At 70.5% G+C, this 23,555-nt stretch carries 20 protein-coding genes; 8 read left to right on the forward strand and 12 right to left on the reverse strand.

From position 1 onward, the window contains the following. Positions 1 to 51 precede the first annotated feature (51 nt). Complete coding sequence (locus QQS16_RS02940) at positions 52 to 1,089, reverse strand: LacI family DNA-binding transcriptional regulator (protein ID WP_286060033.1); 1,038 nt, start codon at positions 1,087 to 1,089, stop codon at positions 52 to 54. A 497-nt stretch (positions 1,090 to 1,586) separates the two neighbouring features. On the opposite strand from QQS16_RS02940, the gene QQS16_RS02945 reads away from it, so the two are divergent. The 5 genes from QQS16_RS02945 (at position 1,587) to QQS16_RS02965 (ending at position 7,285) form a co-directional block, all read left to right on the forward strand. Continuing rightward, entirely contained in the window at positions 1,587 to 2,897 is a 1,311-nt protein-coding gene (locus tag QQS16_RS02945) for an ABC transporter substrate-binding protein (RefSeq protein WP_286060034.1), read from the forward strand. 38 nt (positions 2,898 to 2,935) lie between these two features. After that, a complete protein-coding gene (locus QQS16_RS02950; RefSeq protein WP_286060035.1) occupies positions 2,936 to 3,916 on the forward strand; it encodes a carbohydrate ABC transporter permease in 981 nt (326 codons plus the stop codon). Then, positions 3,913 to 4,806 (forward strand): carbohydrate ABC transporter permease, encoded by an 894-nt coding sequence (locus QQS16_RS02955; protein WP_286060036.1) that lies wholly within the window; start codon positions 3,913 to 3,915, stop codon positions 4,804 to 4,806. The genes QQS16_RS02950 and QQS16_RS02955 overlap by 4 nt, the downstream gene beginning before the upstream one ends. A 14-nt stretch (positions 4,807 to 4,820) precedes the next feature. After that, positions 4,821 to 6,872 (forward strand): beta-galactosidase, encoded by a 2,052-nt coding sequence (locus tag QQS16_RS02960; protein WP_286060037.1) that lies wholly within the window; start codon positions 4,821 to 4,823, stop codon positions 6,870 to 6,872. A gap of 218 nt (positions 6,873 to 7,090) precedes the next feature. Beyond that, positions 7,091 to 7,285, forward strand: a complete 195-nt coding sequence (locus tag QQS16_RS02965; RefSeq protein ID WP_286066204.1) for a hypothetical protein — start codon at positions 7,091 to 7,093, stop codon at positions 7,283 to 7,285. 392 nt (positions 7,286 to 7,677) lie between these two features. On the opposite strand, the gene QQS16_RS02970 is transcribed toward QQS16_RS02965, so the two are convergent. After that, positions 7,678 to 8,700: a hypothetical protein gene (locus QQS16_RS02970; RefSeq protein ID WP_286060038.1), complete on the reverse strand. Its 1,023-nt coding sequence runs from the start codon at positions 8,698 to 8,700 to the stop codon at positions 7,678 to 7,680. A gap of 334 nt (positions 8,701 to 9,034) precedes the next feature. On the opposite strand from QQS16_RS02970, the gene QQS16_RS02975 reads away from it, so the two are divergent. The 3 genes from QQS16_RS02975 (at position 9,035) to QQS16_RS02985 (ending at position 12,358) form a co-directional block, all read left to right on the forward strand. Then, positions 9,035 to 9,730 (forward strand): class I SAM-dependent methyltransferase, encoded by a 696-nt coding sequence (locus tag QQS16_RS02975; protein ID WP_502963752.1) that lies wholly within the window; start codon positions 9,035 to 9,037, stop codon positions 9,728 to 9,730. 407 nt (positions 9,731 to 10,137) lie between these two features. Then, positions 10,138 to 11,244, forward strand: a complete 1,107-nt coding sequence (locus tag QQS16_RS02980; RefSeq protein ID WP_286060040.1) for a right-handed parallel beta-helix repeat-containing protein — start codon at positions 10,138 to 10,140, stop codon at positions 11,242 to 11,244. 85 nt (positions 11,245 to 11,329) lie between these two features. After that, positions 11,330 to 12,358 (forward strand): methyltransferase, encoded by a 1,029-nt coding sequence (locus tag QQS16_RS02985; protein ID WP_286060041.1) that lies wholly within the window; start codon positions 11,330 to 11,332, stop codon positions 12,356 to 12,358. 108 nt (positions 12,359 to 12,466) lie between these two features. Here QQS16_RS02985 and QQS16_RS02990 read toward each other — a convergent pair whose 3' ends face one another. From QQS16_RS02990 to QQS16_RS03035, 10 genes are all read right to left on the reverse strand, one after another. Continuing rightward, the gene (locus QQS16_RS02990) at positions 12,467 to 12,799 is read right to left on the reverse strand and encodes a TcmI family type II polyketide cyclase (protein WP_286060042.1); all 333 of its coding nucleotides are present in this window, start codon (positions 12,797 to 12,799) and stop codon (positions 12,467 to 12,469) included. A 20-nt stretch (positions 12,800 to 12,819) separates the two neighbouring features. After that, a complete protein-coding gene (locus QQS16_RS02995) occupies positions 12,820 to 13,299 on the reverse strand; it encodes an SRPBCC family protein (protein WP_286060043.1) in 480 nt (159 codons plus the stop codon). Between the two features lies 1 nt (position 13,300). Continuing rightward, positions 13,301 to 13,555 carry an acyl carrier protein gene (locus tag QQS16_RS03000; protein ID WP_286060044.1) on the reverse strand — a complete coding sequence of 85 codons (255 nt, stop codon included), beginning with the start codon at positions 13,553 to 13,555 and terminating at the stop codon, positions 13,301 to 13,303. A gap of 35 nt (positions 13,556 to 13,590) precedes the next feature. Continuing rightward, positions 13,591 to 14,841 (reverse strand): beta-ketoacyl synthase N-terminal-like domain-containing protein, encoded by a 1,251-nt coding sequence (locus QQS16_RS03005; RefSeq protein ID WP_286060045.1) that lies wholly within the window; start codon positions 14,839 to 14,841, stop codon positions 13,591 to 13,593. Then, entirely contained in the window at positions 14,838 to 16,106 is a 1,269-nt protein-coding gene (locus QQS16_RS03010; protein ID WP_286060046.1) for a beta-ketoacyl-[acyl-carrier-protein] synthase family protein, read from the reverse strand. Before QQS16_RS03010 ends, QQS16_RS03005 begins: the two co-directional genes overlap by 4 nt. Next, positions 16,103 to 16,516 (reverse strand): cupin domain-containing protein, encoded by a 414-nt coding sequence (locus QQS16_RS03015; protein ID WP_286060047.1) that lies wholly within the window; start codon positions 16,514 to 16,516, stop codon positions 16,103 to 16,105. The genes QQS16_RS03010 and QQS16_RS03015 overlap by 4 nt, the downstream gene beginning before the upstream one ends. Before the next feature lie 100 nt (positions 16,517 to 16,616). Then, positions 16,617 to 17,768: a SchA/CurD-like domain-containing protein gene (locus tag QQS16_RS03020; protein WP_286060048.1), complete on the reverse strand. Its 1,152-nt coding sequence runs from the start codon at positions 17,766 to 17,768 to the stop codon at positions 16,617 to 16,619. Positions 17,769 to 18,229: 461 nt separating this feature from the next. Continuing rightward, positions 18,230 to 19,945, reverse strand: coding sequence for an FAD-dependent oxidoreductase (locus tag QQS16_RS03025; protein ID WP_286060049.1), 1,716 nt, complete (start codon positions 19,943 to 19,945; stop codon positions 18,230 to 18,232). A 249-nt stretch (positions 19,946 to 20,194) separates the two neighbouring features. After that, on the reverse strand, positions 20,195 to 21,973 hold the full coding sequence (locus QQS16_RS03030; protein ID WP_286060050.1) for an ABC transporter permease subunit: 1,779 nt from the start codon (positions 21,971 to 21,973) through the stop codon (positions 20,195 to 20,197). Positions 21,974 to 21,979: 6 nt separating this feature from the next. Next, on the reverse strand, positions 21,980 to 23,503 hold the full coding sequence (locus QQS16_RS03035; protein WP_286060051.1) for an ABC transporter substrate-binding protein: 1,524 nt from the start codon (positions 23,501 to 23,503) through the stop codon (positions 21,980 to 21,982). Positions 23,504 to 23,555 lie beyond the last annotated feature (52 nt).

Genomic DNA, 23,555 nt, shown 5'->3' on the forward strand with positions numbered 1-23,555 from the left:
GCCCCGGCCTGTGAGTGCGCCGGGGCACCGGCATGCGGTGGGGTGGTGGGGTCAGTGGGAGCGCGGAGGTGCGGTCGAACCGCGGACGATCAGTTCGACGGGCGGGTCGTTCACCGGCGGCAGAGCGGTGTCGGGCCGCTCCATGGCGTGGACGAGGAGCCGGATCCCTTCGCTCGACGCGGCCTCGAAGGGCTGACGCACGGTGGTCAGGGGAGGAGAGACGTAGGCGAAGACGGGGTTGCCGTCTAAACCGACGACACTGACGTCCTCCGGCACCTGGCGCCCGGCTTCCCGCAGGGCATGGATCAGGCCGATGGCCATCTCGTCGCCCGCCGCGAACACCGCGGTCACCGAGCTGTCCGAGGCCAGCTCACGGCCCGCTGCGTAACCGGAGGCCGCAGACCAGTCACCGTTCAGAACCGGCGGTTCGTGCGCGTCACGGGCCGCCAGTGCCGCCCGCCATCCCTGGATGCGGTCCTTGGTGGCGTACCACCGCCGCGGCCCGGCGAGGTGATGGACGGTGGGATGCCCGAGGTCGAGCAGGTGTTCGGTTGCCGCGCGCGCCAGCTGATGGGCGCCCACGCCGACGGACAGTGTCCGGGCGGCAGCGAAGGCGGGGGGCGCTCCGAGGAACAGGACCGGCACGTCGACACCGAGCGGGACCTCTCCTTCGACGATGGGCTCGGAGACGACGACGCCGTCCACGCCCTGCTCCAGGAGTGATTCCACGGCGCCGGCGATGCTCCTCGGGTCGCCGTCCGGTGTGTTGACCACGCGCAGCGCGTAACCGGCGTCCCGTACGGCCTGCTCAATGCCCACGAGCAGGGAGGCGGTTCCGTATCCGGCGGTGCCCAGGGCGACCACACCGATGGAGCGGGTCCGTCCCGAGGCCAGCGCCCTGGCGGCATGGTTCAGCCGGTAGCCGAGCTCTTCGGCCGCCGCCAGGACGCGTCGGCGGGACTCGTCCGAGACGTAGGGCTCGTTGTTGAGGACCCGGGAAACCGTCTTGCGTGAGACGCCGGCCAGCCTGGCCACGTCCGCGCTGCGGGGCGCGGGGGAACCCACACCACGCTCCGCCTCTGCTGTCATGAAGTCTCCTCATGGCCGTGTGCCTACGTCGAGCGCGGTCAGTGACATGACCGCGCGGTCTGACCGCGCGGTCAAGGTCTACGCATCCATCGATCACCCGTCAAGGGTTCTCACAACGCCACTTGCCTCACGTGCGGCGGTCGTCAACGCCGAGGGCCGAGCGGAGCGAGGTGGCACACCTACCTGACGAAGGCGTATCCGATCCGCATAGCCGCAGCTCAGAGGCAGGATCCCCTTCCCCAGTGGTTCGATCGGCAGCCCGGCCGGCCCGGTCCGCCGCGCGCGTTGTGCGGCTTCCGGCCGGACCCGACCCGCCATGACTCGCCGAGCGCCAAGTCTTGACAGCGAGTCCACACAGCGTTCACGCTTCCTGGCGTCCGCCGATCGCACTTGTTCGATCGCGTTTGATTCTGGTCGATTCGACGACCGCCCCACCGCCGTACCCCCTTCCAGCTGACGTGCCGCGCTGGGCACCGCCAGCCCTGTCAGGAGTCGAAATGCACCATTCACCCCTCGGTCGGTCCATGTCTGGCACCAGCCGCCGCACCCTTCTCCGCGGACTCGGCGGAGCCGCGGCACTGGGTGCCGGCATCCCCCTCCTGAGTGCCTGCGCCGGCAGTTCCGCCTCGTCGGACACCAAGACCGTCACCGTCGGCTCCAACGCGTCCGACGCCGTCCCGAAGAAGGCGTACGGAGACGTCTACGCGGCCTTCACGAAGCAGTCCGGGATCGCGGTCGACATCAACACCAAGGACCACAACACGTTCCAGGAGTCGATCAACTCCTACCTCCAGGGCACGCCGGACGACGTGTTCCAGTGGTTCGCCGGCTACCGGATGCAGTTCTTCGCGGCCAAGGGGCTGGCCACCCCGATCGACGACGTGTGGAAGACGATCGGCGGCAACTTCCCCAGCGCCATGCACGACCTGAGCAAGGGGCGGGACGGCACGTACTACCTGGTGCCGCTGACGACGTCCCCGTGGGCGGTCTTCTACCGCAAGAGCGTCTTCCAGCAGTACGGCTACGAAGTCCCCACCACGTGGGACGCGTACGTCGCCCTGTGCAAGCAGATGAAGCAGGACGGGCTGGTCCCGATCGCCTTCGGCGACAAGGACGGCTGGCCGGCGATGGGCTCCTTCGACCAGATCAACGTCCGCCTCAACGGCTACGACTTCCACGTCGAGCTGATGGCGGGCAAGGCTTCGTGGACCGACGCGAAGGTCCGCAAGGTCTTCGACACCTGGGCCGAGACCCTTCCCTACCACCAGGAGGGCGCGGTCGGCCGTACCTGGCAGGACGCCGCCCAGACGCTGGCGGCGAAAAAGGCCGGCATGTACATGCTCGGCATGTTCGTGGCCCAGCAGTTCACCGACAAGGCGGCCCTGGACGACCTCGACTTCTTCGCCTTCCCCGAGATCGACCCGGCGTACGGGCAGGACACCGTCGAGGCGCCGACCGACGGCATCATGCTCAGCAAGGAGCCCAAGAACCACGCCGGCTCCGTCAAGCTGCTCGAGTTCCTGGGCACGGCCGAGGCCGAGGAGATCTACCTGAAGGCCGACCCGAGCCTGATCGCCGCCTCCTCCAAGGCCGACACCTCCGGCTACAGCGCCCTGCAGAAGAAGGCGTACGAGATGATCGGCGGCGCGAAGCACCTCACGCAGTTCATGGACCGCGACAGCCGGCCGGACTTCACCTCGACCGTAATGCAGCCGGCCCTGCAGAACTTCGTCCGCAACCCCAAGGACATCGACGGTCTGCTGTCCTCGATCGAGCGCCAGAAGAAGACGATCTTCGCGTCCGGCTGAGACCGGCCCTCCCTCCGAAGCGGATGAGCCACGACACCATGAGCTCCGAGACGACCACGAAGATCCCGGAGGCGGCCACCGCGCCGCCTCCGGGCACCACGACGCCGAAGCAGCGGGTCCCGCGGCGCCACCGGCGCCTGCTGACCCGCCGCGACCGGCTCACGCTCGGCCTGATGGCCGGCGTGCCGACGATCCTGCACGTGACCCTGGTCTGGGTCACCGCCCTCGCCTCCATCGCCCTGGCCTTCACCAGCTGGGACGGCATCGGCTTCGACTCCATCAAGTGGGTCGGACTCGACAACTTCACCCAACTGTTCAACGACAACCCGCAGTTCTGGCCGGCGGTCCAGCACAACGTCATCTGGTTCGTCGCGCTCATCCTGATCCCGACCCCGTTCGGGCTCTTCCTCGCGGTCCAGCTGGACAAGAGGATCCGCTTCAGCCGGGTCTACCAGACCGCCTACTTCCTGCCGGTCGTCGTGTCGCTGGCGGTCACCGGCTTCGTCTGGCAGCTCGTGTACAACCCCGACACGGGCCTGATCAACAGCCTCATCGGCGCCAACGAGCCCGGCCACTACATCGACTGGATCGGCGACCCGGACCTCAACCTCTGGGCCATCCTCATCGCCGCCTCCTGGCGGCACGCCGGTTACATGATGATCCTCTACCTGGCCGGCCTGAAAGGCGTCGACCCGGCCCTGCGGGAGGCCTCGTCGCTGGACGGCGCCAACGAGTGGCAGACGTTCAGGAACGTCGTCTTCCCGACCCTGCGCCCCACCAACACCGTCGTCCTCGTCGTGACGATCATCGAGGCGCTGCGCGCCTTCGACCTGGTCTTCGTCTTCAACAAGGGCGCCCAGGGCACCGAACTGCTCTCGATCCTGGTCACCAACAACATCATCGGCGAGTCCAGCCGCATCGGGTACGGCTCGGCCATCGCCGTCGTCCTCCTGGTGATCTCGCTCGTCGTGATCATCCCGTACCTGATCACAACCTTCCGCAAGGAGCGGCGCGCATGAGCACCCCCACCCTCGCGGCTCCACCGAAGCAGCGCACGCCCGTCCGCCCCGTCCGGATCCTGTTGCACACGTTCCTCGCCGTCACGGCCCTGGCCTGGCTCGCCCCGCTGCTGTGGGCCCTGTTCGCGGCGATGCGCCCGTACGCCGAGACCAGCGACAAGGGCTACGTCTCCTGGCCCGACGAGCTGAGCCTGGACAACTTCACCAGCGCCTTCACCCAGTCGGACATGCTGCACTACTTCGGGAACACGCTGCTGATCGCGGTCCCGGCCGTGCTGCTGACCCTGTTCCTGTCGTCGATGGTCGCCTTCTACGTCAGCCGCTTCGACTTCCGCGTGAACCTGTTCCTGCTCCTGGTCTTCACCGCGGGCAACCTGCTCCCGCAGCAGGTCATCATCACCCCGCTGTACCGGCTCTACCTGCTCATCGACCTGCCCGGCATCACCATGAGCGGCAAGCTGTACGACTCCGCGCTCGGCCTGGTCCTCATCCACGTGGCGTTCCAGTCGGGCTTCTGCGCCTTCGTACTGAGCAACTACATGCGCTCCCTCCCCCACGAGCTGACCGAGGCCGCCCTCGTCGACGGCGCCTCCGTGTGGCGGCTGTACTGGCAGATCGTGCTCCCGCTGTGCAAGCCCGCGATGGCCGCCCTGGCCACGCTGCTGTCCATCTGGATCTACAACGACTTCTTCTGGGCCATCGTGCTGATCTCCACCGGCGAGAACATGCCGATCACCTCCGCCCTGAACAACCTCTCCGGCCAGTACTTCACGGACCCCAACCTGGTCGCGGCCGGCGCCCTGCTCACCGCGATCCCCACGCTGATCGTGTACTTCGCGCTCCAGCGCCAGTTCGTCAGCGGCCTGACCCTGGGTGCCAACAAAGGCTGACGGCCCCACCAGTCATGACTCTCCTGCTACCTCCCGGAGCACCACCAGTGAGCACTGAACGCCGCCTCCGCCTGCCCGGTATCGCCTACGGCGGCGACTACAACCCCGAGCAGTGGCCCGAGGAGGTCTGGGCCGAGGACATGCGCCTGATGCGCGAGGCCGGGGTGACGATGGTCAGTGTCGGCATCTTCTCCTGGGCGCTGCTGGAACCCGCGGAAGGCGTCCACGACTTCTCCCGTATGGACCGCGTGCTGGACCTGCTCCAGCAGAACGGCATCGCCGCCGACCTCGCCACCCCGACCGCCGCCCCGCCCGCCTGGTTCTTCAGAGCCCACCCGGAGGCACTGCCGGTCGATCCCGACGGCCGCACCCTGTCCTACGGCAGCCGCCAGACCTTCTGCCCCAGCAGCCCCGCCTACCGCAAGGCGTCCCTGCGTATGGCGAACGTCCTCGCCGAGCGCTACGCCGACCACCCCGCCGTCGCGCTGTGGCACGTCCACAACGAGTACGGCTGCCACAACGCCGCCTGCTACTGCGACACAAGCGCGGAGGCGTTCCGCGACTGGCTGCGAGCGAAGTACGGCGGCGACCTGTCCGCACTCAACCACGCCTGGGGCACCGCCTTCTGGAGCCAGTGGTACTACGCGTGGGACGAGATCCTGCCGCCGCGCACCACCACGGCCCCTCCCAACCCCACCCACCGACTCGACTGGCGCCGGTTCTGTTCCGACGAACTGCTCTCGCTGTGCACCGCCGAGCGCGAGGTCCTGCGCCGGGCGGCTCCGGACATCCCGGCCACGACCAACTTCATGGTGCTGCCCACCTTCGACGCGCTCGACTACTGGCGCTGGGCACCCGAGTTGGACGTCCTCTCCAACGACCACTACCTGATGTCCGACGACCCCGAGCCCGAGATCGACATCGCACTCAGCGGCGACCTGATGCGGTCGCTGTCCGGCGGGCGTCCCTGGCTGCTCATGGAGCACTCCACGGGCGCCGTCAACTGGCAACCCGTCAACCGGGCCAAAAGTCCCGGAGAGATGCGCCGCAACGCCCTCTCCCACGTCGCCCACGGCGCCGACGGCATCCTCTTCTTCCAGTGGCGGGCTGCCAAGGCGGGCGCCGAGCAGTGGCACTCGGCCATGCTGCCCCACGCGGGCACGGACAGCCAGATCTGGCGGGACGTCGTCGCACTCGGCGCCGACCTGCGCTCCCTCGCCCAAGTGCGCGGCAGCACCAGCCCCGCACAGGTCGCCGTCATCTGGGACTGGGACGCCCGCTGGGCTCTGGAACTCCCCTCGCAGCCAAGCGCCGAGCCGCGCTACCAGGACCTGATGCGCGACTGGTACCGACCCCTGTGGCGCGCGGGCGTCGCCGTGGACTTCGTACGCCCCGACGACCCAGGCCTGGACCGCTACGCACTCCTCCTCGCACCCAGCCTCTATCTGGTCGACGACACGAGCGCGGCCAACCTGTCGGGCTTCGTCGAGCGTGGCGGAACCCTGGCCGTGGGTTTCCACAGCGGCGCGGTCGACGAGAACTGCCATGTCCGCCTGGGCGGTTACCCCGGCGCCTTCCGGCAGCTCCTCGGTGTGCACGGCGACGAGCTGTTCCCGCTGCTGCCCGGTCAGAAGGTGGGCCTCACCGGCAACGTCCCGCGGGACGCGACGGCCGACCTCTGGACGGAACGCGTCCGCCTCACCGGCGCCGAGGCCGTCGCCGCGTACGCCGACGGCCCGCTCACCGGCATGCCGGCCGTCACCCGTCACCCGTACGGCGCCGGAACCGCCTGGTATGTGACCACCCGGCCGGAGCCCGGGACCCTGGCCGCCCTCATGGACCGCATCCGCCAGGAGGCGGGCGTGCGGCCGGAGTGCGAGGCATCCGCGGGCATCGAGGTGGTCCGGCGCCGTGGCACGGACGCCGACTACCTGTTCCTGATCGACCACGCCGGACAGGGCGCGGAGATCCCCGCAGACGGCGTCGAACTCCTCACGGGCAAGCCGGTCTGCGGCTCGGTCACCGTCCCCGCCGGAGGTGTCGCGGTCGTACGCGAGTCGCACTGACCGGCCCGGAGGAAACCGACCCGGAGCCACCCGCACGTGAGCACCGCTTCACGTCCTGACCCGCGTCGAGGAGGCGTCCAAGGAGGCAGGGAAGACGATTGCGGCGCTCTCCGATGCCCGACCGAGTCGCCCGGCAGGTGTGAGGGGTGCGACGGGAGCGCCTTTCTCGGTCTGAGACGATCAGCAGGATCGTACGCGTGAACGCAGAGGTGGGGAACATGATCGGTCTGGTGCTGTGCGGTGTCCTGGCGCTCACCGTCGCCGGGTGCGCCTGTGTGGTGTGGGCGGAGCGTGGCGGGCCCCGCTGGGTCCGTGCGGTGGCGACCCTGACACTCGCCGCGAGCGAACTGGTGCGCCGCTCCGGGAAGAACCGGCGCCGCAGCATCAACGGCACCAGCAGCGGCGACGACTAGTGCCGTGGCAGGCAACGTTTGCCCGTCAAGGAGCGGCGTCCGGTGCGTGCTCTCGGCGTGCCGGCCGGAAGCCCTCGTACTGGATGTACTCGGGCTTTCGGCCGGTGCGGCGAGAGTGCGTGCCGGGCGTCGCGACGGGGCGAACGTTGCCTGCCACGGCACTAGGAACGGACGAAAGTGTCCGGACCCGGCGGTCGCCGTGACCTGGCGAACCGCCAGAATGCTCGATCGGGACGGCGACCCCGCGCGCGGCAGCCTCAACGGAACAGCATGAGAGGCCGGGGTGCGCTCCCTGAGGGGGCACAGCCCACCGCCCGCTGAGTCCCGTCTCGTCGGGCGGGCTCGGCGCGGCGCTTCAGCGGCGCCCCGTGCCCGCCCGACGCGAGGCGTGCCTACGCCGCGTCCTGGAGGAAGGCGTCCTCGTCCATCATCGCGGCGCCGAACCCGCCCAGTATCTCGTCGATGTTCAGCTCGGTGGCACCGGCCGGAGCCGTGGGCTTCTGGCCCTCGTTCATCCGCACCACCAGGCCCAGCTTCTTCACCTTCGCGTTCTCGGCCAGCTTGGCGAGGTCGACGGAGACCTCGGTCAGCTCGCCGTTCTTGAGTGTGAAGTCAGCCGTCACCTCGGTGTTCGGGGCGTCCTTGAGGTCCTTGTCAGTGGGCAGTTCCATGCCCGGCGGCAAGTTCTTCGCGAGCGGACGGATCTCGCCGAGGAACTCGGTGATCAGCGTACGGAACGGAGCGGTCGCGGTGATGTGCTCGGAACCGTCCTTGTCGTCGGCCGTCTTGAAGTCGACTTCGCGCGCGATGGTCTTGCGCAGCGCCTCCAGGAGTCGCTTCTGCGTCCTGGCGTCGAGGGTGGGCTCCGGCGCGGGCTTCGCGCCGGGCTCCGCGCCCATCCCGGCGGTGGTCTTCTCCATCTCCTTGGTGTCGATCTTGACCCACTCGCCCTCGAACACCTTCTTGAGCCCGCTCGCCTCCGGGGGCAGGTCCTTCATCGACGGTACGGGGAAGCCCATCGCCCTGCCGAGGGTGTCCACGTCGCAGCGGATGTAGGTGTAGTCGCCGACGACCCGGTACTCGGTGAGGTCACCGTCCTTGTTGCTGATCTTCATCGCCATGCCGACGTAGTCCTTCTCCCCGGACTCCTCGATCGGCTTCTTCGACTGCACGGTGACACTGATCTTCGCGCCACTGAGCAGGTCAGCGACCTCGTCGGACATCTCGTCACCGGGCTCCGGGTCCGATGAGGCGTCCAGTGCTTTCAGCGTCCTGGCGTCGGTGTCCAGATCGAGCTCGAAGGAGATCGTCTTCTCCCTGGCGAGCTTGTCGAAGGCCTGGTCGAGCTTCTTGCCCGCGGAGAGCTGCTCCACGGTGCCGCAGGCGGCCGAGCCGGCCAGGACGGCGCCGACCACTGCGGTGGCAGTCAGGGTCTTTCGTACGGCGGTGATGATGGTCTCCTCGTCAGTGCGATCACGACGTGATCGCTGACGAAGACGTATGACCGCGCCGAATGGTTGTGCCCGGTGAGCGATGTCGATCAGGCGGTGCGGCCCCGGGTTCGGCTCGTCCCGCGCTCCGGTGGCAAAGCCGCACCGACCGACCCGCGGCGCCTGGCGGCGGTATCGCGCACCCCGGAACCCGCCGGCTGGAGACCGTACGTCGGGTCGCAGGGGTCGCCCGTGAGACCGCGGCTGCCCTCTCCTCCACCCGTCCCGACGAACGCACTTCGCGTGCCGTTGTGGTCGCATGCCGCGGGTGCGACGATGCAGGCCGCGAGCGAAGGGACACACCGACGTGAAGCATGACGACCAACGGCCGCCCGCCGCCGTGCTGTTCGACGCGCTGGGCTCCGACTACGAGAAGGCGTTCGCCCATGCCGGCGCGCACCGAGCCGCACTGGAGTGGCTGATCGAGCGGCTGCCGCCCGCCGCACGGACGTTGGATGTGGGCAGCGGCACCGGGAGGCCCACCGCGGCCGCGCTCATCGGGGCCGGGCACTCCGTGCTGGGCGTCGACGTCTCCCCCGTCATGGTCGAACTCGCTGCCCGCCAGGTGCCCGAGGCCGAGTTCCGCTGCGGCGACATCCGGGATCTGGCGCTCGAGGCGGACTCGTTCGACGGCGTGTGCGTGTTCTTCTCGCTGCTGCAGATGTCCCGCGCCGAGCAGTCGGCTCTGATGGAGCGCCTGGCCGTGGCCCTGAGGCCCGGCGGACATCTGGTGCTGGCCACCGTGCCCGCGGACGTGGAGGACGTCGAGGTGGTCTTCATGGGCCAGCCGGTCCGTGCCACGAGCTTCGCCGAAGAGGACGTCACCGGCATGGTGAGGGCGGCAGGGCTGACCGTGCTGTCCCAGCACAGCACGGTCTTCACACCGGACCATCCCAGCGCCGGAGCCGAGCCCCACCTCTTCCTGTACTGCCGCCGCGACGGGACCGGGCGCTGACACTCAGCGGCTTCTCCCCCTCGGAGAACACCGCCCTCGATGTGCCGCACGCGGCAAGCCGGGTGACCGCGTGGCCCGCAGCTCTCCAGGGGCTGCGCGGCCGCGGCCTCCCCGACCGCCAGGCGCTGATCCCGCTGACGCCGGGGATTCCCCTGGCTGTCCGACGGTCGGGACCCGGTGAACCTGACTACGGGCACACCCTCGCGCGCCGGAGCGCACGCCGAAGAGGTGGTCCGCCATGGCGGCTGCCCCGACGGCCACGGCCACCTCAACGCCACGGCCTTCCTGGCAGCTGACGCCGTGACGGCATAGGGCTCGTGGCTCACCGGCCGGCGGCTGGTGGGGGCCACGCCACCGAATGGCCCATACCGCTGGTTCTCGACTCGTGCCGTCATAACGTGCACATCATGAAGAATCATCATATCGCCCACCTGGTATGCACGGCGGCGTTGCTCGGAGCGGGCCTCGCCGCCACTCCGTCGGCCGCCGCCCACACGGTCCATCTGGTGAGACCGGGGGAATCCATTCAAAGCGCGGTGGACGCCGCCAGCCCTGGCGACACCGTGCTGCTGGCGCACGGCACCCACCACGAGAGCGTCAACGTGACCACACCCGGACTCACCCTGCGTGGCATGGGCCGCGGCACCGTGCTCGAACCGGAGACGGGCCCGAGCACCGCCACCACCACCGCTCCGACCACAGGATCGGGCGCCGCCGAAGCCGCCAACAGCTGCGCCGCGGCCGGCAACGGCATCTGCGTGACCGGCACGAAGAACCACAGCGTCGACGGCGTCACCATCGCCTCCCTCACGGTGACCGGCTTCACCAGGAGCGGCATCCACGCCTACGAGGCCGACGGGCTGACCGTGCGGAGAGTCACCGCGGTGAAGAACGGGGTCTGGGGCATCGCCACGGAGCGCTCGGTCCATGGCGTGTTCCGCGACAACACTGCCCGGGACAACGGCGACGCGGGCCTGTTCCTCGCCAACTCGGTCACCGAGGAACAGGGCGCCACGGACACCGAGGGAACCCTGGTGGAGCGCAACCGGCTGGAGGGCAACCGGATCGGCGTCACCGTCCGCCGGCTGCGCAACCTGACCGTCGCGGGCAACCACCTCACCGGCAACTGCGCCGCGGTGTTCGTCGTCGGAGACGAGAACAAGCCGAAGGCCGGGCGCGTGACCGTGCGCGACAACTACATCGAGCGCAACAACAAGTTCTGCCCCAAGACCGCCCGGCTGGACGCCCTCCAGGGATCCGGCATCGTCCTGACGGGCACCGAGGACAACCTCGTCACCCACAACGTGATCAAGAACAACGTCGGCACGTCCCCACTGTCGGGCGGCATCGTCCTGTTCAAGAGTCTGGTGGGTACGGCCAACGAGCGGAACTGGATCAGCGACAACCTGGTGCAGGGAAACTCCCCGGCGGACCTGGTCATCACCGACCCCGGTAAGGACAACACGTTCCAGGACAACACCTGCGGGTCGTCCAAGCCCGCCGGTCTGTGCTGACACCCCGCGGCGGCCTCCACGAACCCGGGAACCCCAGAACGCCCGGTGACCCTCGTGCTTCACGGAACAAGAAGAAAGGAAGCGGATGACAACCGCTCAACCCGCCCCTCCGCCGTCCATGCGGTTGCGGGAACTCGCCTTCGGGGCGGCTTGTGCCGCCGCCCTCCGCGCGGCCGCCCGGCTGGGCGTCGCCGACGCCCTCGGTGACCAGCCCATGGCCGTGGAGGACATCGCGGCCACGGTGAAGGCCGAAGCCCGCCCGCTGCGACGGCTCCTGCGGGCCCTGTCCTGCTACGGCGTCTTCGCCGAACGCGCGGACGGGACGTTCGCGCACACCGACGTCTCGCGGCTGCTGCGCGAGGACGACCCCGACAGCCTGCGGGCCATCTCGCTGTGGTGCACCGAGCCGTGGACCTGGGACGTCTGGCCGATGCTGGACGAGGCGGTGCGCACCGGCCGCAGCGTGGTGGAGGACCTGTACGGCAAGGAGTTCTTCCCCTACCTCAACGAGGACGCCCCGGAGTCGGCTGACGTCTTCAACCGCGCCATGACGACCTCCAGTGTGCAGTCGGCGCGCGACGTCGCACAGTTCCTCGACCTGACGGGAAGCGCGTCGGTCGCCGACATCGGCGGCGGCCAGGGGCACGTGGTGGCGAGTCTGCTGGACAAGTACCCCACGATGCACGGGACGCTGCTCGATCTTCCCCGGGTGGTGGAGAACGCGGTGCCGCGACTGCACGAGGGCGGCGACCTCGCGCACCGCGCCCGCGTGGTGCCCGGCGACGTCCGTTCGGCCGTCCCGGTGAAGGCCGATGTCTACGTCATCAAGAACATCCTGGAGTGGGACGACGAGAGCACCGCCCGCACGCTGCGCAACGTCCGCGAGGCCGGTGGCCCCGGGACGCGGGTCGTGGTCATCGAGAACCTCGTCGACGACTCGCCCTCCATGCGGTTCAGCACCGCGATGGACCTGTTGCTGCTCCTCAACGTCGGCGGGGCGAAGCACACCACCCAGAGCATGGTGGACCGGCTGACCGAGGCGGGCCTGGTCATCGACGACATCAGTCCGGTCAACCCCTATCTGCACGCGTTCGACTGCCACGTACCCGACTGATCCCGACCGCACCCCGGGGCACAGCTCACCCGCGAGCCGCCCTCAGAGCACCGGTCGCCCGGGCCCGCAGCATGGCGGACCCGGGCGACCGGTGAGGGCCGGCGGCGATCAGCCGGCCGGCTCGCGCTCCCACACGTAGAAACGCTGTGCCATGGCGTCCTTCGGGGAACGCCAGGTTTCGGGGTCGTACGCGCTGACGTACGCGGCCAGCCGCTCGCTGACGTCCCGGAACTCGGGATGCCCGGTGACCTTGGCGATGGCGGGCCCGGGGTCACGCTCGGACTCGATCAGGTGCATGTACACATCGCCGAACTGGAAGAGGCTGCGCCGGGTCACGCCGACGAGCCGCGGCAGTTCCCCGCGGTCGGACTCCTCGAACACCTTGGCGATGTCGGGTGCCGATCCCGGGGCCATCCGGGCGACGATCAGAGCTTGGTGCATGGGGCTGTCCTCCCTCCGGGTCATTCGGTCAGACCGGCGGCCGCACCACGCTCGGCGGCCATCTTCTCGACGCGGTCGCGAATCAGGCCCAGTTGGACCTTGGAGTTCCGGTTGATGTTGTCCGTCATCCACGCGTCGTCGACCGGCGCCTCGGGCTTCATCGCGAAGTCCTGCGTCCAGACCATTCGCGTGCCGCCCGGTACTTCCTCGTACCGCCAGAGGATGTCCATGTGGGCGAAGGGCCCCGTCTCGACCCGGCGGGCCCTGACGGTGAGCGTGTCACGGTCCGGCTCGCGCTCCGAGACCCAGCTCCACACGGTGCCGTTCTCGTCCGGGTGCATCGTCAGCCGGAAGGTCGTCCTGCGCCCCTCCCGGGAGAGGATCTCGACGGACGCGTACTCGCTGAACAGCCTCGGCCAGTTCTCCAGGTCGTTGGTCACCTCCCAGACCAGGTCCAACGGCGCCGCGATGGTGATCTCGTTCTCCGTGTGTCCGGTCATCTCACGCTCCTGTCATGAGGGCACTGTTGACGACGTCGAGGAACTCCCGGGGCGACTTGGAGCGTTCGGCGTCGGTGGGCATCGGCGTGCCGTACCGGTTCTCCAGCTCGCCCACGATGCCCAGCAGCCCGAGCGAGTCGACACCCATGCGCTCGAAGAGAGCTCCGTCGAGGCTCAGTTCCTCCGGAGCGACGGTGGCGCCGGCGCACTTCTTCATGAGTTCGGCCAGCTCTTCCACAGTGATGCGGTCCGTCATGCCATTCCCTTCCTCTACTGCTCCGCGGCGCCTCGCTACGAGGCGTCGGTGGCGCCGTGCCGCAGCACCAGCGCCGAGTTCGACCCCATGAGTCCCCGGCTCAGAACCAGCGCCGTCCGCACCTCGGCGGTACGTGCCCGGCCAGTCACAAGGTCGAGGTCGTGGCAGATGTCGAAGACGTTCGGGGTGGGCGGGACCAGGCCGTGCTCCATCGAGAGCACCGCCGCGGCAGCGTCCATCAGCGGCGCCGCGCAGTAACCCCGGCCGATCCCGGTCTTCGGCGCGGTGACGGGCACCCGGTTGCCATGGGCGCCGAGGACATCGGCGATGGCCAGGGCCTCCGCGCGGTCCGCCTCCGGTACGCCGAGGGCGTCGGCGAAGACCACGTCGATCTCCTCGGGGGCGCAGCCGGCCTCCGCCAGGGCTCCCCGCACGGCCTGGGCGAGCCCTTCCCTGGACTCCTCCCAGCGGGAGGCGCCGGTGAAGGTCGCCGCGTGTCCGGCCAGGTGGGCCCGCACGCGAGCGCCCCGTGCCCGGGCCACGCCCTCCTCCTCCACCACGACCATGGCGCCGCCCTCCGCCGGCACGAACCCGCAGGCTGCCGACGTGAACGGGCGGTAGGCACGGGTGGGGTCGTCGACAGTGCTGAGTTCCTGGTAACCGAGCTGGCAGACCACCGAGTAGGGCGCGATCGGCGCCTCGGTCGCCCCGGCCACGATCACATCGGTGCCACGCCGCACGGCCCGCGCCGCGTGGGCGAGGGCGTCCAGACCGCCGGCCTCGTCGGAGGCGACGACCGAACAGGGACCCTTGACGCCGCGGCGGATGGAGATCTGGCCGGTGCTGGCGGCGTAGAACCAGGCGATGGACTGGTACGGGCCGACGAAACGGCTCCCCTTGCCCCACAGCCGCTGGAGTTCACGCTGTCCGAACTCGCCGCCGCCGGAACCGGCCGCGGTGACCACGCCCACGGAGAACGGCGCACCGTCGGTCTCGGACCGGTGGAGCTGGGCGTCGTCCAGCGCGAGGTCGGCCGCGGCCATGGCGAAGTGCGTGAACCGGTCGGTCTGGACCAGGAAGCGCTCCTCGATCGCTGCCGACGGGTCGAAGTCGCGCACCTGGCCCGCCACCCGCAGCGGCAGGTGCTCACAGCCCTCCCGGGTGACCCGGTCCAGGACACTGATGCCCTCCCTGGTGGACTTCCAGAACGTGTCGGTACTGGCTCCGTTGGGCGCGACCACACCGATTCCCGTGACGGCCGCGCGCCGTGGGCGGGGTTCGCTCATCGTGTCTTCTCCCTCGGCCTGTTCATGACCACCGCGGACTGGAAGCCGCCGAATCCGCTGCCCACCGAGAGCACGCTGGCGAGCTTGCGCTCGCGGGCCACGCGCGGGACGTAGTCCAGGTCGCACTCGGGGTCGGGTGTCTCGTAGTTCGCGGTCGGCGGTACGACCTGATGGGTGAGGGCCAGCACACAGGCGACGAGTTCGATCGCCCCGATGGCGCCCAGGGAGTGGCCCACCATCGACTTGATGGAGCTCATGGGCGTGTCGTAGGCGTGCGGGCCCAGAACCCGTTTCACGGCGGCGGTCTCGTGGCGGTCGTTCTGTTTGGTGCCCGACCCGTGCGCGTTGACGTAGTCGATGTCGGTGGGGTCCAGCCGTGCGAGGTCGAGAGCGTCCTCGATGGCCCGGGCCATCTCCAGGCCCTCACCGGTCAGGCCGGTCATGTGGTAGGCGTTGCCGAACGTGGCGTATCCGCTCAGCTCGCAGTACACGTGGGCGCCGCGGGCCCTGGCGTGCTCCAGCTCTTCCAGGACGAGTACGGCGCCCCCCTCCCCCATGACGAATCCGTCGCGGTCGGCGTCGAAGGGACGCGAGGCGTGGGCCGGGTCGTCGTTGTTCGGGGAGGTGGCCTTGATCGCGTCGAAGCACGCCATGGTGATCGGGGAGATCGGCGAGTCCGAGGCGCCGGCGATGCACACGTCGGCCCGGCCCTCCGCCACGGTGTGGAAGGCGTACCCGACCGCGTCGAGCCCGGAGGTGCAGCCGGTGGAGACCGTCTGCACCGGGCCACGCGCCCCGAACCGCTCCGCCACCGTCGAGGCGAGCGTGCTCGGCGAGAAGGCGCGGTGCAGGTCCGGGCCCGCCTCGCGGTGGTCCACATCCCAGCGTTGTCCGCCGTGACTGACCAGGACGTAGTCGTTCTCCAGTCGTGTGGTGCCGCCGACCGCGGTGCCCAGCGAGACCCCGACGCGCCAGGGGTTCTCGGCGGCGAGGTCGAGACCGGCGTCCCGTACCGCTTCGTCCCCAGCGACCAGGGCGAACTGGATGTAGCGGTCGTTGCGTTCCACGTCCCGCACGTCCAGACCGTGGGCCGCGGGGTCGAAGTCGCACTCGGCGGCGATCCGTGACCGCAGACCGGCCGGGTCGAAGAACGTGATGGCCCGTGTCGCCGTACGCCCGGCCGCGAGGAGATCCCAGAACGCCGGTACACCCGTGCCGCCGGGAGCGACGATGCCTATGCCGGTGACCGCCACTCGTCTCGTCATGACCGGACCTGACGTCGTGCGGCCGTCTCCGCCCCCACCACCGCCGACTCGGCGTCGGTCCCCTCGGTGTCGACGTGGCCCAGCGGCGGGCTCGGGGCCAGCGGGCCCAGGTGGAAGACCATCCGGGCCTCCACCGCGCCGACGTTGCGGAAGCGGTGGCGCACGTTGAGGGGGATCAGCAGCCCCTGTTCGGCCTGCAACGGGTGTGGCTCACCATCCAGGTCCACCTCCAGTTGCCCGCACACCACGTACACGAACTCCTCGGAGTACGGGTGGTAGTGCTCACCGATTCGGTCGCCGGGCTGGATGAGGGCCACCCCCATGAAACCGCTGGTGGCGCCCGCCGTGGCCGGAGTGAGCATGGCGCGCAGGTCACCGCCTCGCCGGCGGTTGGGCTCGACCTCGCTCATGCTCACGATTCTGGGACGAGATGTGATCACGTGTTCCTCCGATGATGTGCTGCACCGACGTGGGAGAGGCAGGCACCGCCGCTCCCACGGAAATGACGATTCAGGCGTCGGGAGACCGACGGTCGGTGACGAGATCCATGCGCGCCAGTTCGAGGAGGCGCGCGAGACTTGCGTCGTTCGGCACGGACGTGTCCACGACGTCGTCCAGGAGGGTCGTCAGGTCGGCCAACTGCCTTGAGTCGGACAGACCGAGAACCACTGCGGGGTCGGCGGCCTCGAGTCCGCCGCGCACGTCGATCAGCCGTACGACGACGTCGTCGCGCTGGAAGAGCGTGCTGCGCAGGACCGGGTTGCGCGGGTCGTCCGCCGCCGCCTCGTCCTGACGGGCCAGGAGTTCGGCCAGTTTCATGCCGCTACCCGGCCGGGCCGGGAAGCACAGGGCGTACCGCTCGGCCCGCGGGTCGTTCCGCTGCGCCGTCACATGGTGGACGGCCGGCAGCGCGGCCCTGGTGAAGAAGACCCGGGCGGACTCCGGGTCGTTGAGGTCCCGGTCCTGCTCCAGGTAGGGATTGATGGCCTCCTCGACAGCACGGACCTCGGGCTGCCGGGCGACGTGTCGCAGCGCGGCCAGCAGGTCGCCCCGCACCTCGACGGCCCGCACCACCCGGTTGCCGTGCATGAACAGCGAGGTGCGGCACAGCCGGGTGCTGTCGTCGACCCGCGGCTCGGGCGAGGCGTAGTCGGCGAGGATCCCGGCGACGATCTCCTCGCTGCCCGGCTTGACGGTGAACGTGAGCGCGTGCCGGATCACACCGTCACCGATCCGGGGCGCCGTCTGGAGCCGGCGCCCCGCCTGGTCCGCGCCGGCCGCCGGGCCGCCGGTCTCGCGGACGACGTGGAAGCGCAGCGACCGGGTGTCGCGCACGCAGTTGTGCAGCGGCTCCACCATCCGCACGTGCTCCTCGCTGTTGACCCAGGCGAGGAACGGCGGAGCGCTCTCCCACTCGCTGGTGATGAGCCACTGGGAGGGATTCTCGATCGACTGGCACAGCTGGTCGCTCACGTGCCCGGGGACGGACGCGACCTGGTTGCACAGCTGCTCGTAGGCCTCGAGGAACTCCTGCTGGGCGCCGTCGTGGACGTCGACCAGGAGGACGACGCGCAGCCGGGAACCGTCGAACACGGACTGGGAGACATGAGGCGAGGCCTGTCGCGCCCGCGAACCTGCAACACGTTCGGAGGTGGTGGTCATCCTGCGCACGACTCCTTCGTAGGGGGGACATCGAACGTCGGCCGCGGTGATACGACGGCATTCGATCTTGTGCTCATCCGCGCGCGTCGCGCGACTTGGACGACGTACGGGAGTGACCGGGCGGGTGCCGGCCGCACGAGATCGGCCAAGGCAACCGGGCCATCCGCGCAGTCTTCGGCCCGCCGGTGCCGGTCCCCCCGCACGGGTGACGCGCCGTGTCTGTGACCCAGTGGTGTCGCCCCGCGCGCGCCAGGGCGGGAGACCCGGCCTTTCGTCCTCCGAACGGCGCGTGGGACGCCGCGGTGGCAGGATGACGCGGAGCGCGTCCGCTGGTCCCCACCACCACGGCCGGGCAACGACACCTCACCGGTCGGCTCGACCCGGCCGGGGCACAATCGGTCCACGGCCGCCGGCCGCTCGACACCGCACGGCACGTGCACACGGTCGAAGCCCGCGAGGATTCAGGCGACCGCCAGCCCGCTCCTCAGGACGTGGAGCAGCACGCTCTCGGCATCCACTTCCGGCCCCGGCGACCGCCACAGGACGAACCCGTCGGGCCGGACGAGCACGGCGCCCCCAGGTCCCGTGCCGTGGCGCTCCGCCCAGTCGGCGTCCTGCGGCACCAGGTCGGCCTGGGCTCCGGTGCCCACCCGGTACGAGGTGAGCGGAAGGCCCAGCTTGTCGGCCAGGCGGGTGGCGGCCCCGTGCCACTCGTTCGGCTCAGTGGCGTCGCTGAGCAGCACGAGGGACCGCTCGTAGAGGTCGAGCGTCGAGATCCGTTCGTCCCCGCGGCGTACCCACAGGTGAGGTGCCCTGCTGCCGGGGCCGCCGGTCAGGTCGAGGCTCTCCGGCACCACCGGCACCGCGGGATCGGCGCCGACCACGGCGCCTTGCGGGTAGCGGTAGCCGAGGGCCACGTTGAGAATGCCCCGCTGGGGACCACCGCCGCCCGCTCCGGGCGGCGCTGCGAATCCGGGGTGGCTGTGCTCGGCCGACCTGGCCGCCGCCCGCGCGCTGGTGGCCTCGGCCACGGGGCGGCGCTCGGCGTCGTAGGTGTCCAACAACCCTTCTCCCGCCCATCCTCCGAGCACCGCGGCCAGCTTCCAGGCGAGGTTGTGCGCGTCCTGGATGCCGGTGTTGGAACCGAAGGCCCCGGTGGGGGACATCTCGTGAGCGGCGTCGCCTGCCAGGAAGACTCGTCCCGACCGGTAGCTGCGGGCGACCCGCTGAGCGGCGTGCCAGGGCGCCCTGCCGGTGATCTCCACGTCGAGGTCGGCGACCCCGACCGCCCGGCGGATGTGCTCGACGCACCGCTCGTCGGTGAACTCCTCCAGACTCTGACCCCGTTCGGGGTGCCAGGGGGCGTGGAAGACCCAGTTCTCGCGGTTGTCCACCGGCAGCAGGGCGCCGTCGGCCTCCGGGCTGGTCAGGTAGCAGACGATGAAGTGACGGTCACCCACGACCTCGGCGAGACGGCGGGAGCGGAAGGTGAGGCTGACGTTGTGGAACAGGTCGCCGGGCCCGCTCTGATCGATACCGAGTCGCTCACGCACGGGACTGCGCGGGCCGTCCGCGGCAACGAGATAGTCGGCGCGGATGGTCGTGTGCTCACCCGTCTCGCGGCTCTTGACCATCGCGGTGACACCGGTGGGGTCGCTGTCGAACGACATCAGCTCGGTGGAGAACCGCAGGTCGCCTCCGTGCCTGCGGGCGTGGTCGAGCAGGACCGGTTCGAGGTCGTTCTGGCTGCACAGGCACCAGGCGCTGGGGCTGAAGCGGGCCAGTCCGCCGCCCGGGTCGATGTCCCGGAACAGCCACTCCCCCGCGTCGCCGACCAGGGTGGGCGCCTGGAGGATGCCGTGGTTGACAGCCAGAGTGGCGGCCGCCTCCTGGATCGCCTTCTCGACGCCCGCCACCCGGAACAGTTCCATGGTGCGGACGTTGTTGCCGCGGCCTCGCGGGTGGATGGAGGTGCCCGCGTGGCGCTCCACCACCACGTGCGGTACTCCCAGCCGTCCCAGGAACAACGAGGTCGCCAGGCCGACCAGGGAGCCGCCCACAATGAGGACCGGGACACTGACGGTGTGCGAGCCCGCCTGTCCGGCTCGTTCGTTGATCACTCTGGCCTCCAGCGCGTCGATGCCGCCGACCCGGCCGGATACGGCGGAGATCCTCATCTATGCCCCCGCGAGGTGACTGCGCCGCAGGCTTCACCCACCTGCTTCGCGGCGTCGGCGTACCGATGACCGGAGCCTCACCCGCACCGCGGCAGCGGCCCGGCGATCCGACCGGCCCTCAGCGAACGGCGACCGCTCCAGCACCCGCGGGACCTGCGTGGCCTTCTCGGCCGCGGAGCTCGGCCGGCTGACGGATGGATCCGTCAGAAGCCCCGGATTCGCGTCGCCGGTGAGGCACTCGTGTGCTGCTCACGCCGCGACGGTGGATCGGGCGTCCGCGGAGGTCCGGCCCCGTCCCGAGGCCGTGGTGGTCACGGCGAGGACGGCGAGCAGGATGAGGGCGCATGCCGGCCCCAGGACGGTCCAGGGCGCCAGTTCCACGTACGGCTGGTTCTCCGACAGAAGGCGACCCCACTCCGCGGTGGGCGGCTGTTCGCCCAGGCCGAGGAAGCCCAGGGAGGCGAGGACGAGGACGGTGGTGGGCAGGCGCAGAAGGGCGTTGCGCAGTACCGCGGGCAGGACGGCGGGCAGCAGGTGTCTGCGGAGGAGATACGCGGGACCGGCGCCGAAGGAGAGGGACGCGAGCCTGTGGCCGCTGGCCCGTTCCTGTTCGAGCAGGGCCGCGGACTGGGCGGCGTAGGGGGTCCAGCCGACCAGGCAGACCGCGCACGCGGCACCCCAGGCCGAGGGGCCGGTCACCGCGGTCGTCAGCAGTCCGGCGAGGACCGCCGGCAGCGTCGACACCACTTCCGTCAGGCCCGCGCCGACCTGTGCCGCCAGGCCGAGCAGCAGCCCGGTGACGGTGCAGACCGCCGTCACCGCGAGGGCCGTGCCCACGGTGCGCAGCGCTCCGTGGCCGAGACGGGCGAGCAGGTCACGGCCGAGCGCGTCGGTGCCCAACGGGTGCACGGCCGAGGGTGTGAGCAGTCGAGCGGCCGTGTCGACGTGCAGGGGATCGCGCAGCAGTCCGGCCCCGACCAGGACGAGCAGGGTGACGGCACAGGATCCGGCGATCCAGCGGGTGGAGCGGCCTCGTGGCAGGTCCGGTGCGTGCAGGGTCGGCAGGGCGCCGTCCCGCAGCGCCGGGCCGAGGAGGGCGCGGCGCAGGGCCCGGATGAGCAGGCCGGTGCCGATGCCGAGCAGGACGAGGACGAGTGTCGCGGTCTGCAGGGGCGGGAGGTCCTGGGCCACGGCGGCGTCCAGGGCGAGCCGGCCGAGCCCTGGGATGTTGAAGATCTTCTCCACCGCGACGGCACCGCCGACCAGGGCCACGACGGTCGGCAGGAGTTGCGGGAGCACACCGGCCAGCGTGCGGCGCAGCGCGTGCCGGGCGAGGTGGCCGGGCGCGAACCCGTAGGCGTGCCAGGTCCGTGCCCAGGGCTCGTTGAAGGCGGCGGGCAGCGACTGGTCGAGCAGTGAGCCGATCATCGCCCCGGAGGGCACACCGAGGGCGAGCGCGGGCAGCACCATCCACTGCGGCCCCTCCCAGCCCTGGGACGGGAACCAGCCCAGCCACACGCCGCACACGGTGGCGAGCAGGGAGGCGAGGAGGAACTTGGGCAGTGCGGCGAGGACGGCGGCCCCGGTGGCCGCCCTCTTCCGGTGCAGTCGCCGCCGGGACCCGAGGTACAGGGTGCGGGCGCTGACCAGTGCGGCGACCGCGATCGTGACCACGAGGGCGCCGAGCATCATCGTGACGGAGACCGCGAAGGCGGCGGTCACCTCGGGCAGGACCGCCTCGCCCGACACCCAGGAGCTGCCCGCGTCGCCGCGCGGCAGTCCGCCCAGCCAGTCCGCGAGATGACTGAACGGGCCCTCGTCCAGGCCCAGTTGCTCGCGAACGGCGGCCAGTTGCGCGGGGGTCGGATCCTGGTCGGCGGAGCGGGCCCGCAGCACCGTCAGCGCGGGATCGGTGCCGGACAGCCAGGGCAGCAGGGCCACGGCCGTCAGCAGGGCGCCCGCGGCGGCGAGGCGGCCGACGCCCGCGCGCCACCGGACCGGGCGGGCGTCGGCCGACGTGACGCTCATCAGCCGCTACTTCAGGTGGGTGTCGACGTCGATCAGGGAGCGCTCGCGGGGGTCGAGGAGCACACCCTCGACCTTGCCGGCGATGCCCTGGACGACCTTCTCGTGGACCAGCGGCACGACGGCGTCGGTGCGCAGGATCTCCGCCTCGGCGGACATGATCTCCTGCTGCCGCCGCGCCGTATCGCCTTGTCCGGCGGCGGACTTGATGGCCTGGTCGACCCCGGCGTCCTTCAGCCCGGCGATGTTGTAGACGCCGTCGCTCGTGTAGTCGCTGGCGAGGTAGGCGACGGCGTCGCCGGTGTCGAGGAGGGTGACGCGGGAGAAGACGAGAGCGTCGTACTCGCCGGCGAGGAGGTCGGCCTCCATCTGCGTGTACTCGCGCACGTCCTGCTTCACGGTGAACCCGGCCTTCTCCAGCTGCTGCTGGAGGACGCTCGCGGCCTCGGGGAGTTCGGCGCGGTTGGTGTAGGTGGCCAGGCGCACGGTCCTGCCCTTGGTGTTCGCCTTCACCCGCGCGGCCGTCGCGGCCGTGGCGCGCCCGGTCACCTCGACCCTCTTGTCGGCGGCCCAGGGGACGGCGGGCCCGAACAGGCCCTCGGCGGGGTCGGCGTACCCGCCGAAGACGGAGTCGACCAGGGCGGAGCCGTCCACGGCCTCGCGGACGGACGCGCGCAGCGCCGCGTCGGTGAAGACTCCGCTTCGGGTGTTGAGGATCAGGCTGTCGGTCCGCACGGAGGGCACCTCGTGGCGGGTGTCCTCGTCCAGCAGCTTCGCCTGGGCGGTGGGTATCCACTCGGCGATGTCGACGTCGCCGCCGCGCAGGGCGTTGGCGCGGGCGGTGCCGTCGGCTATCCAGGTCACGTCGATGCCGGACGCCTTGGCCCTGCCGCCCCAGTAGCCGTCGAAGCGGTCGAGTGCGGCCTTGGTCTTCCCGGTGAGCTCGGTGATCTCGAAGGGGCCCGTCCCGGTGCCCACCGGGCTGACGGTGCCGTCCTTGCCGTACGCCTTCGGGGAGAGGATGCCGAGGGCGGGGCTGGCCAGCCGCAGCGGGAGCACCGGGTCGGCGGTCTTGGTGGTGATGGTGACGGTGTCGGTGTCGTCCGCCCGCACGGCGAGGGTCACGTCGCTGAGGACACGGGGCTTGGTCTCGGCGGAGTCGGCGTGGCCGAGGGCGTTCACGACCGACTCGGCGGTGACGTCGGTGCCGTCCTGGAACACGGCCTTTCGCAGTTCGAAGGTCCAGGTGGTGGCGTTCTTCCGGGTCCACGACTTCGCCAGTGCGGGCGCGGCGGTCCCGCCCTCGTCCAGCGCCGTCAGGCCCTCGGCGACGGACAGTTTGCTCAGCACGGTGGCGTCGTTGCTGTACGGCGACAGGGCCTGCGCCGGCGGCACCGCGAGCGCGACCTTCAGCCGCCCGCCCGACCCGCCCTCGGCGTCCGTCTCCGAGCCGTCCTCCGCCGACACGAAACAGCCGGCCAGCAACGGGGGGAGAGCGAGCGCCGCGAAGAGGCCGCGGTAGGTCCTGCGCATGGTGGTTCCTGTCGTACGGGAGTGACGGTGGCGCGCCCCAGCGCCGGACGGG

The sequence above is a fragment of the Streptomyces sp. ALI-76-A genome, assembly GCF_030287445.1.
Classification (GTDB): domain Bacteria; phylum Actinomycetota; class Actinomycetes; order Streptomycetales; family Streptomycetaceae; genus Streptomyces.

What these genes read in the sequence shown, in the direction of transcription:
- QQS16_RS02940 (WP_286060033.1), bottom strand. Translation starts at nt 1,089, where the DNA reads ATGACAGCAGAGGCGGAGCGTGGTGTGGGTTCCCCCGCGCCCCGCAGC.
- QQS16_RS02945 (WP_286060034.1), top strand. Translation starts at nt 1,587, where the DNA reads ATGCACCATTCACCCCTCGGTCGGTCCATGTCTGGCACCAGCCGCCGC.
- QQS16_RS02950 (WP_286060035.1), top strand. Translation starts at nt 2,936, where the DNA reads ATGAGCTCCGAGACGACCACGAAGATCCCGGAGGCGGCCACCGCGCCG.
- QQS16_RS02955 (WP_286060036.1), top strand. Translation starts at nt 3,913, where the DNA reads ATGAGCACCCCCACCCTCGCGGCTCCACCGAAGCAGCGCACGCCCGTC.
- QQS16_RS02960 (WP_286060037.1), top strand. Translation starts at nt 4,821, where the DNA reads ATGACTCTCCTGCTACCTCCCGGAGCACCACCAGTGAGCACTGAACGC.
- QQS16_RS02965 (WP_286066204.1), top strand. Translation starts at nt 7,091, where the DNA reads ATGATCGGTCTGGTGCTGTGCGGTGTCCTGGCGCTCACCGTCGCCGGG.
- QQS16_RS02975 (WP_502963752.1), top strand. Translation starts at nt 9,035, where the DNA reads ATGCCGCGGGTGCGACGATGCAGGCCGCGAGCGAAGGGACACACCGAC.
- QQS16_RS02980 (WP_286060040.1), top strand. Translation starts at nt 10,138, where the DNA reads ATGAAGAATCATCATATCGCCCACCTGGTATGCACGGCGGCGTTGCTC.
- QQS16_RS02985 (WP_286060041.1), top strand. Translation starts at nt 11,330, where the DNA reads ATGACAACCGCTCAACCCGCCCCTCCGCCGTCCATGCGGTTGCGGGAA.
- QQS16_RS02990 (WP_286060042.1), bottom strand. Translation starts at nt 12,799, where the DNA reads ATGCACCAAGCTCTGATCGTCGCCCGGATGGCCCCGGGATCGGCACCC.
- QQS16_RS02995 (WP_286060043.1), bottom strand. Translation starts at nt 13,299, where the DNA reads ATGACCGGACACACGGAGAACGAGATCACCATCGCGGCGCCGTTGGAC.
- QQS16_RS03000 (WP_286060044.1), bottom strand. Translation starts at nt 13,555, where the DNA reads ATGACGGACCGCATCACTGTGGAAGAGCTGGCCGAACTCATGAAGAAG.
- QQS16_RS03005 (WP_286060045.1), bottom strand. Translation starts at nt 14,841, where the DNA reads ATGAGCGAACCCCGCCCACGGCGCGCGGCCGTCACGGGAATCGGTGTG.
- QQS16_RS03010 (WP_286060046.1), bottom strand. Translation starts at nt 16,106, where the DNA reads ATGACGAGACGAGTGGCGGTCACCGGCATAGGCATCGTCGCTCCCGGC.
- QQS16_RS03015 (WP_286060047.1), bottom strand. Translation starts at nt 16,516, where the DNA reads ATGAGCGAGGTCGAGCCCAACCGCCGGCGAGGCGGTGACCTGCGCGCC.
- QQS16_RS03020 (WP_286060048.1), bottom strand. Translation starts at nt 17,768, where the DNA reads ATGACCACCACCTCCGAACGTGTTGCAGGTTCGCGGGCGCGACAGGCC.
- QQS16_RS03025 (WP_286060049.1), bottom strand. Translation starts at nt 19,945, where the DNA reads ATGAGGATCTCCGCCGTATCCGGCCGGGTCGGCGGCATCGACGCGCTG.
- QQS16_RS03030 (WP_286060050.1), bottom strand. Translation starts at nt 21,973, where the DNA reads ATGAGCGTCACGTCGGCCGACGCCCGCCCGGTCCGGTGGCGCGCGGGC.
- QQS16_RS03035 (WP_286060051.1), bottom strand. Translation starts at nt 23,503, where the DNA reads ATGCGCAGGACCTACCGCGGCCTCTTCGCGGCGCTCGCTCTCCCCCCG.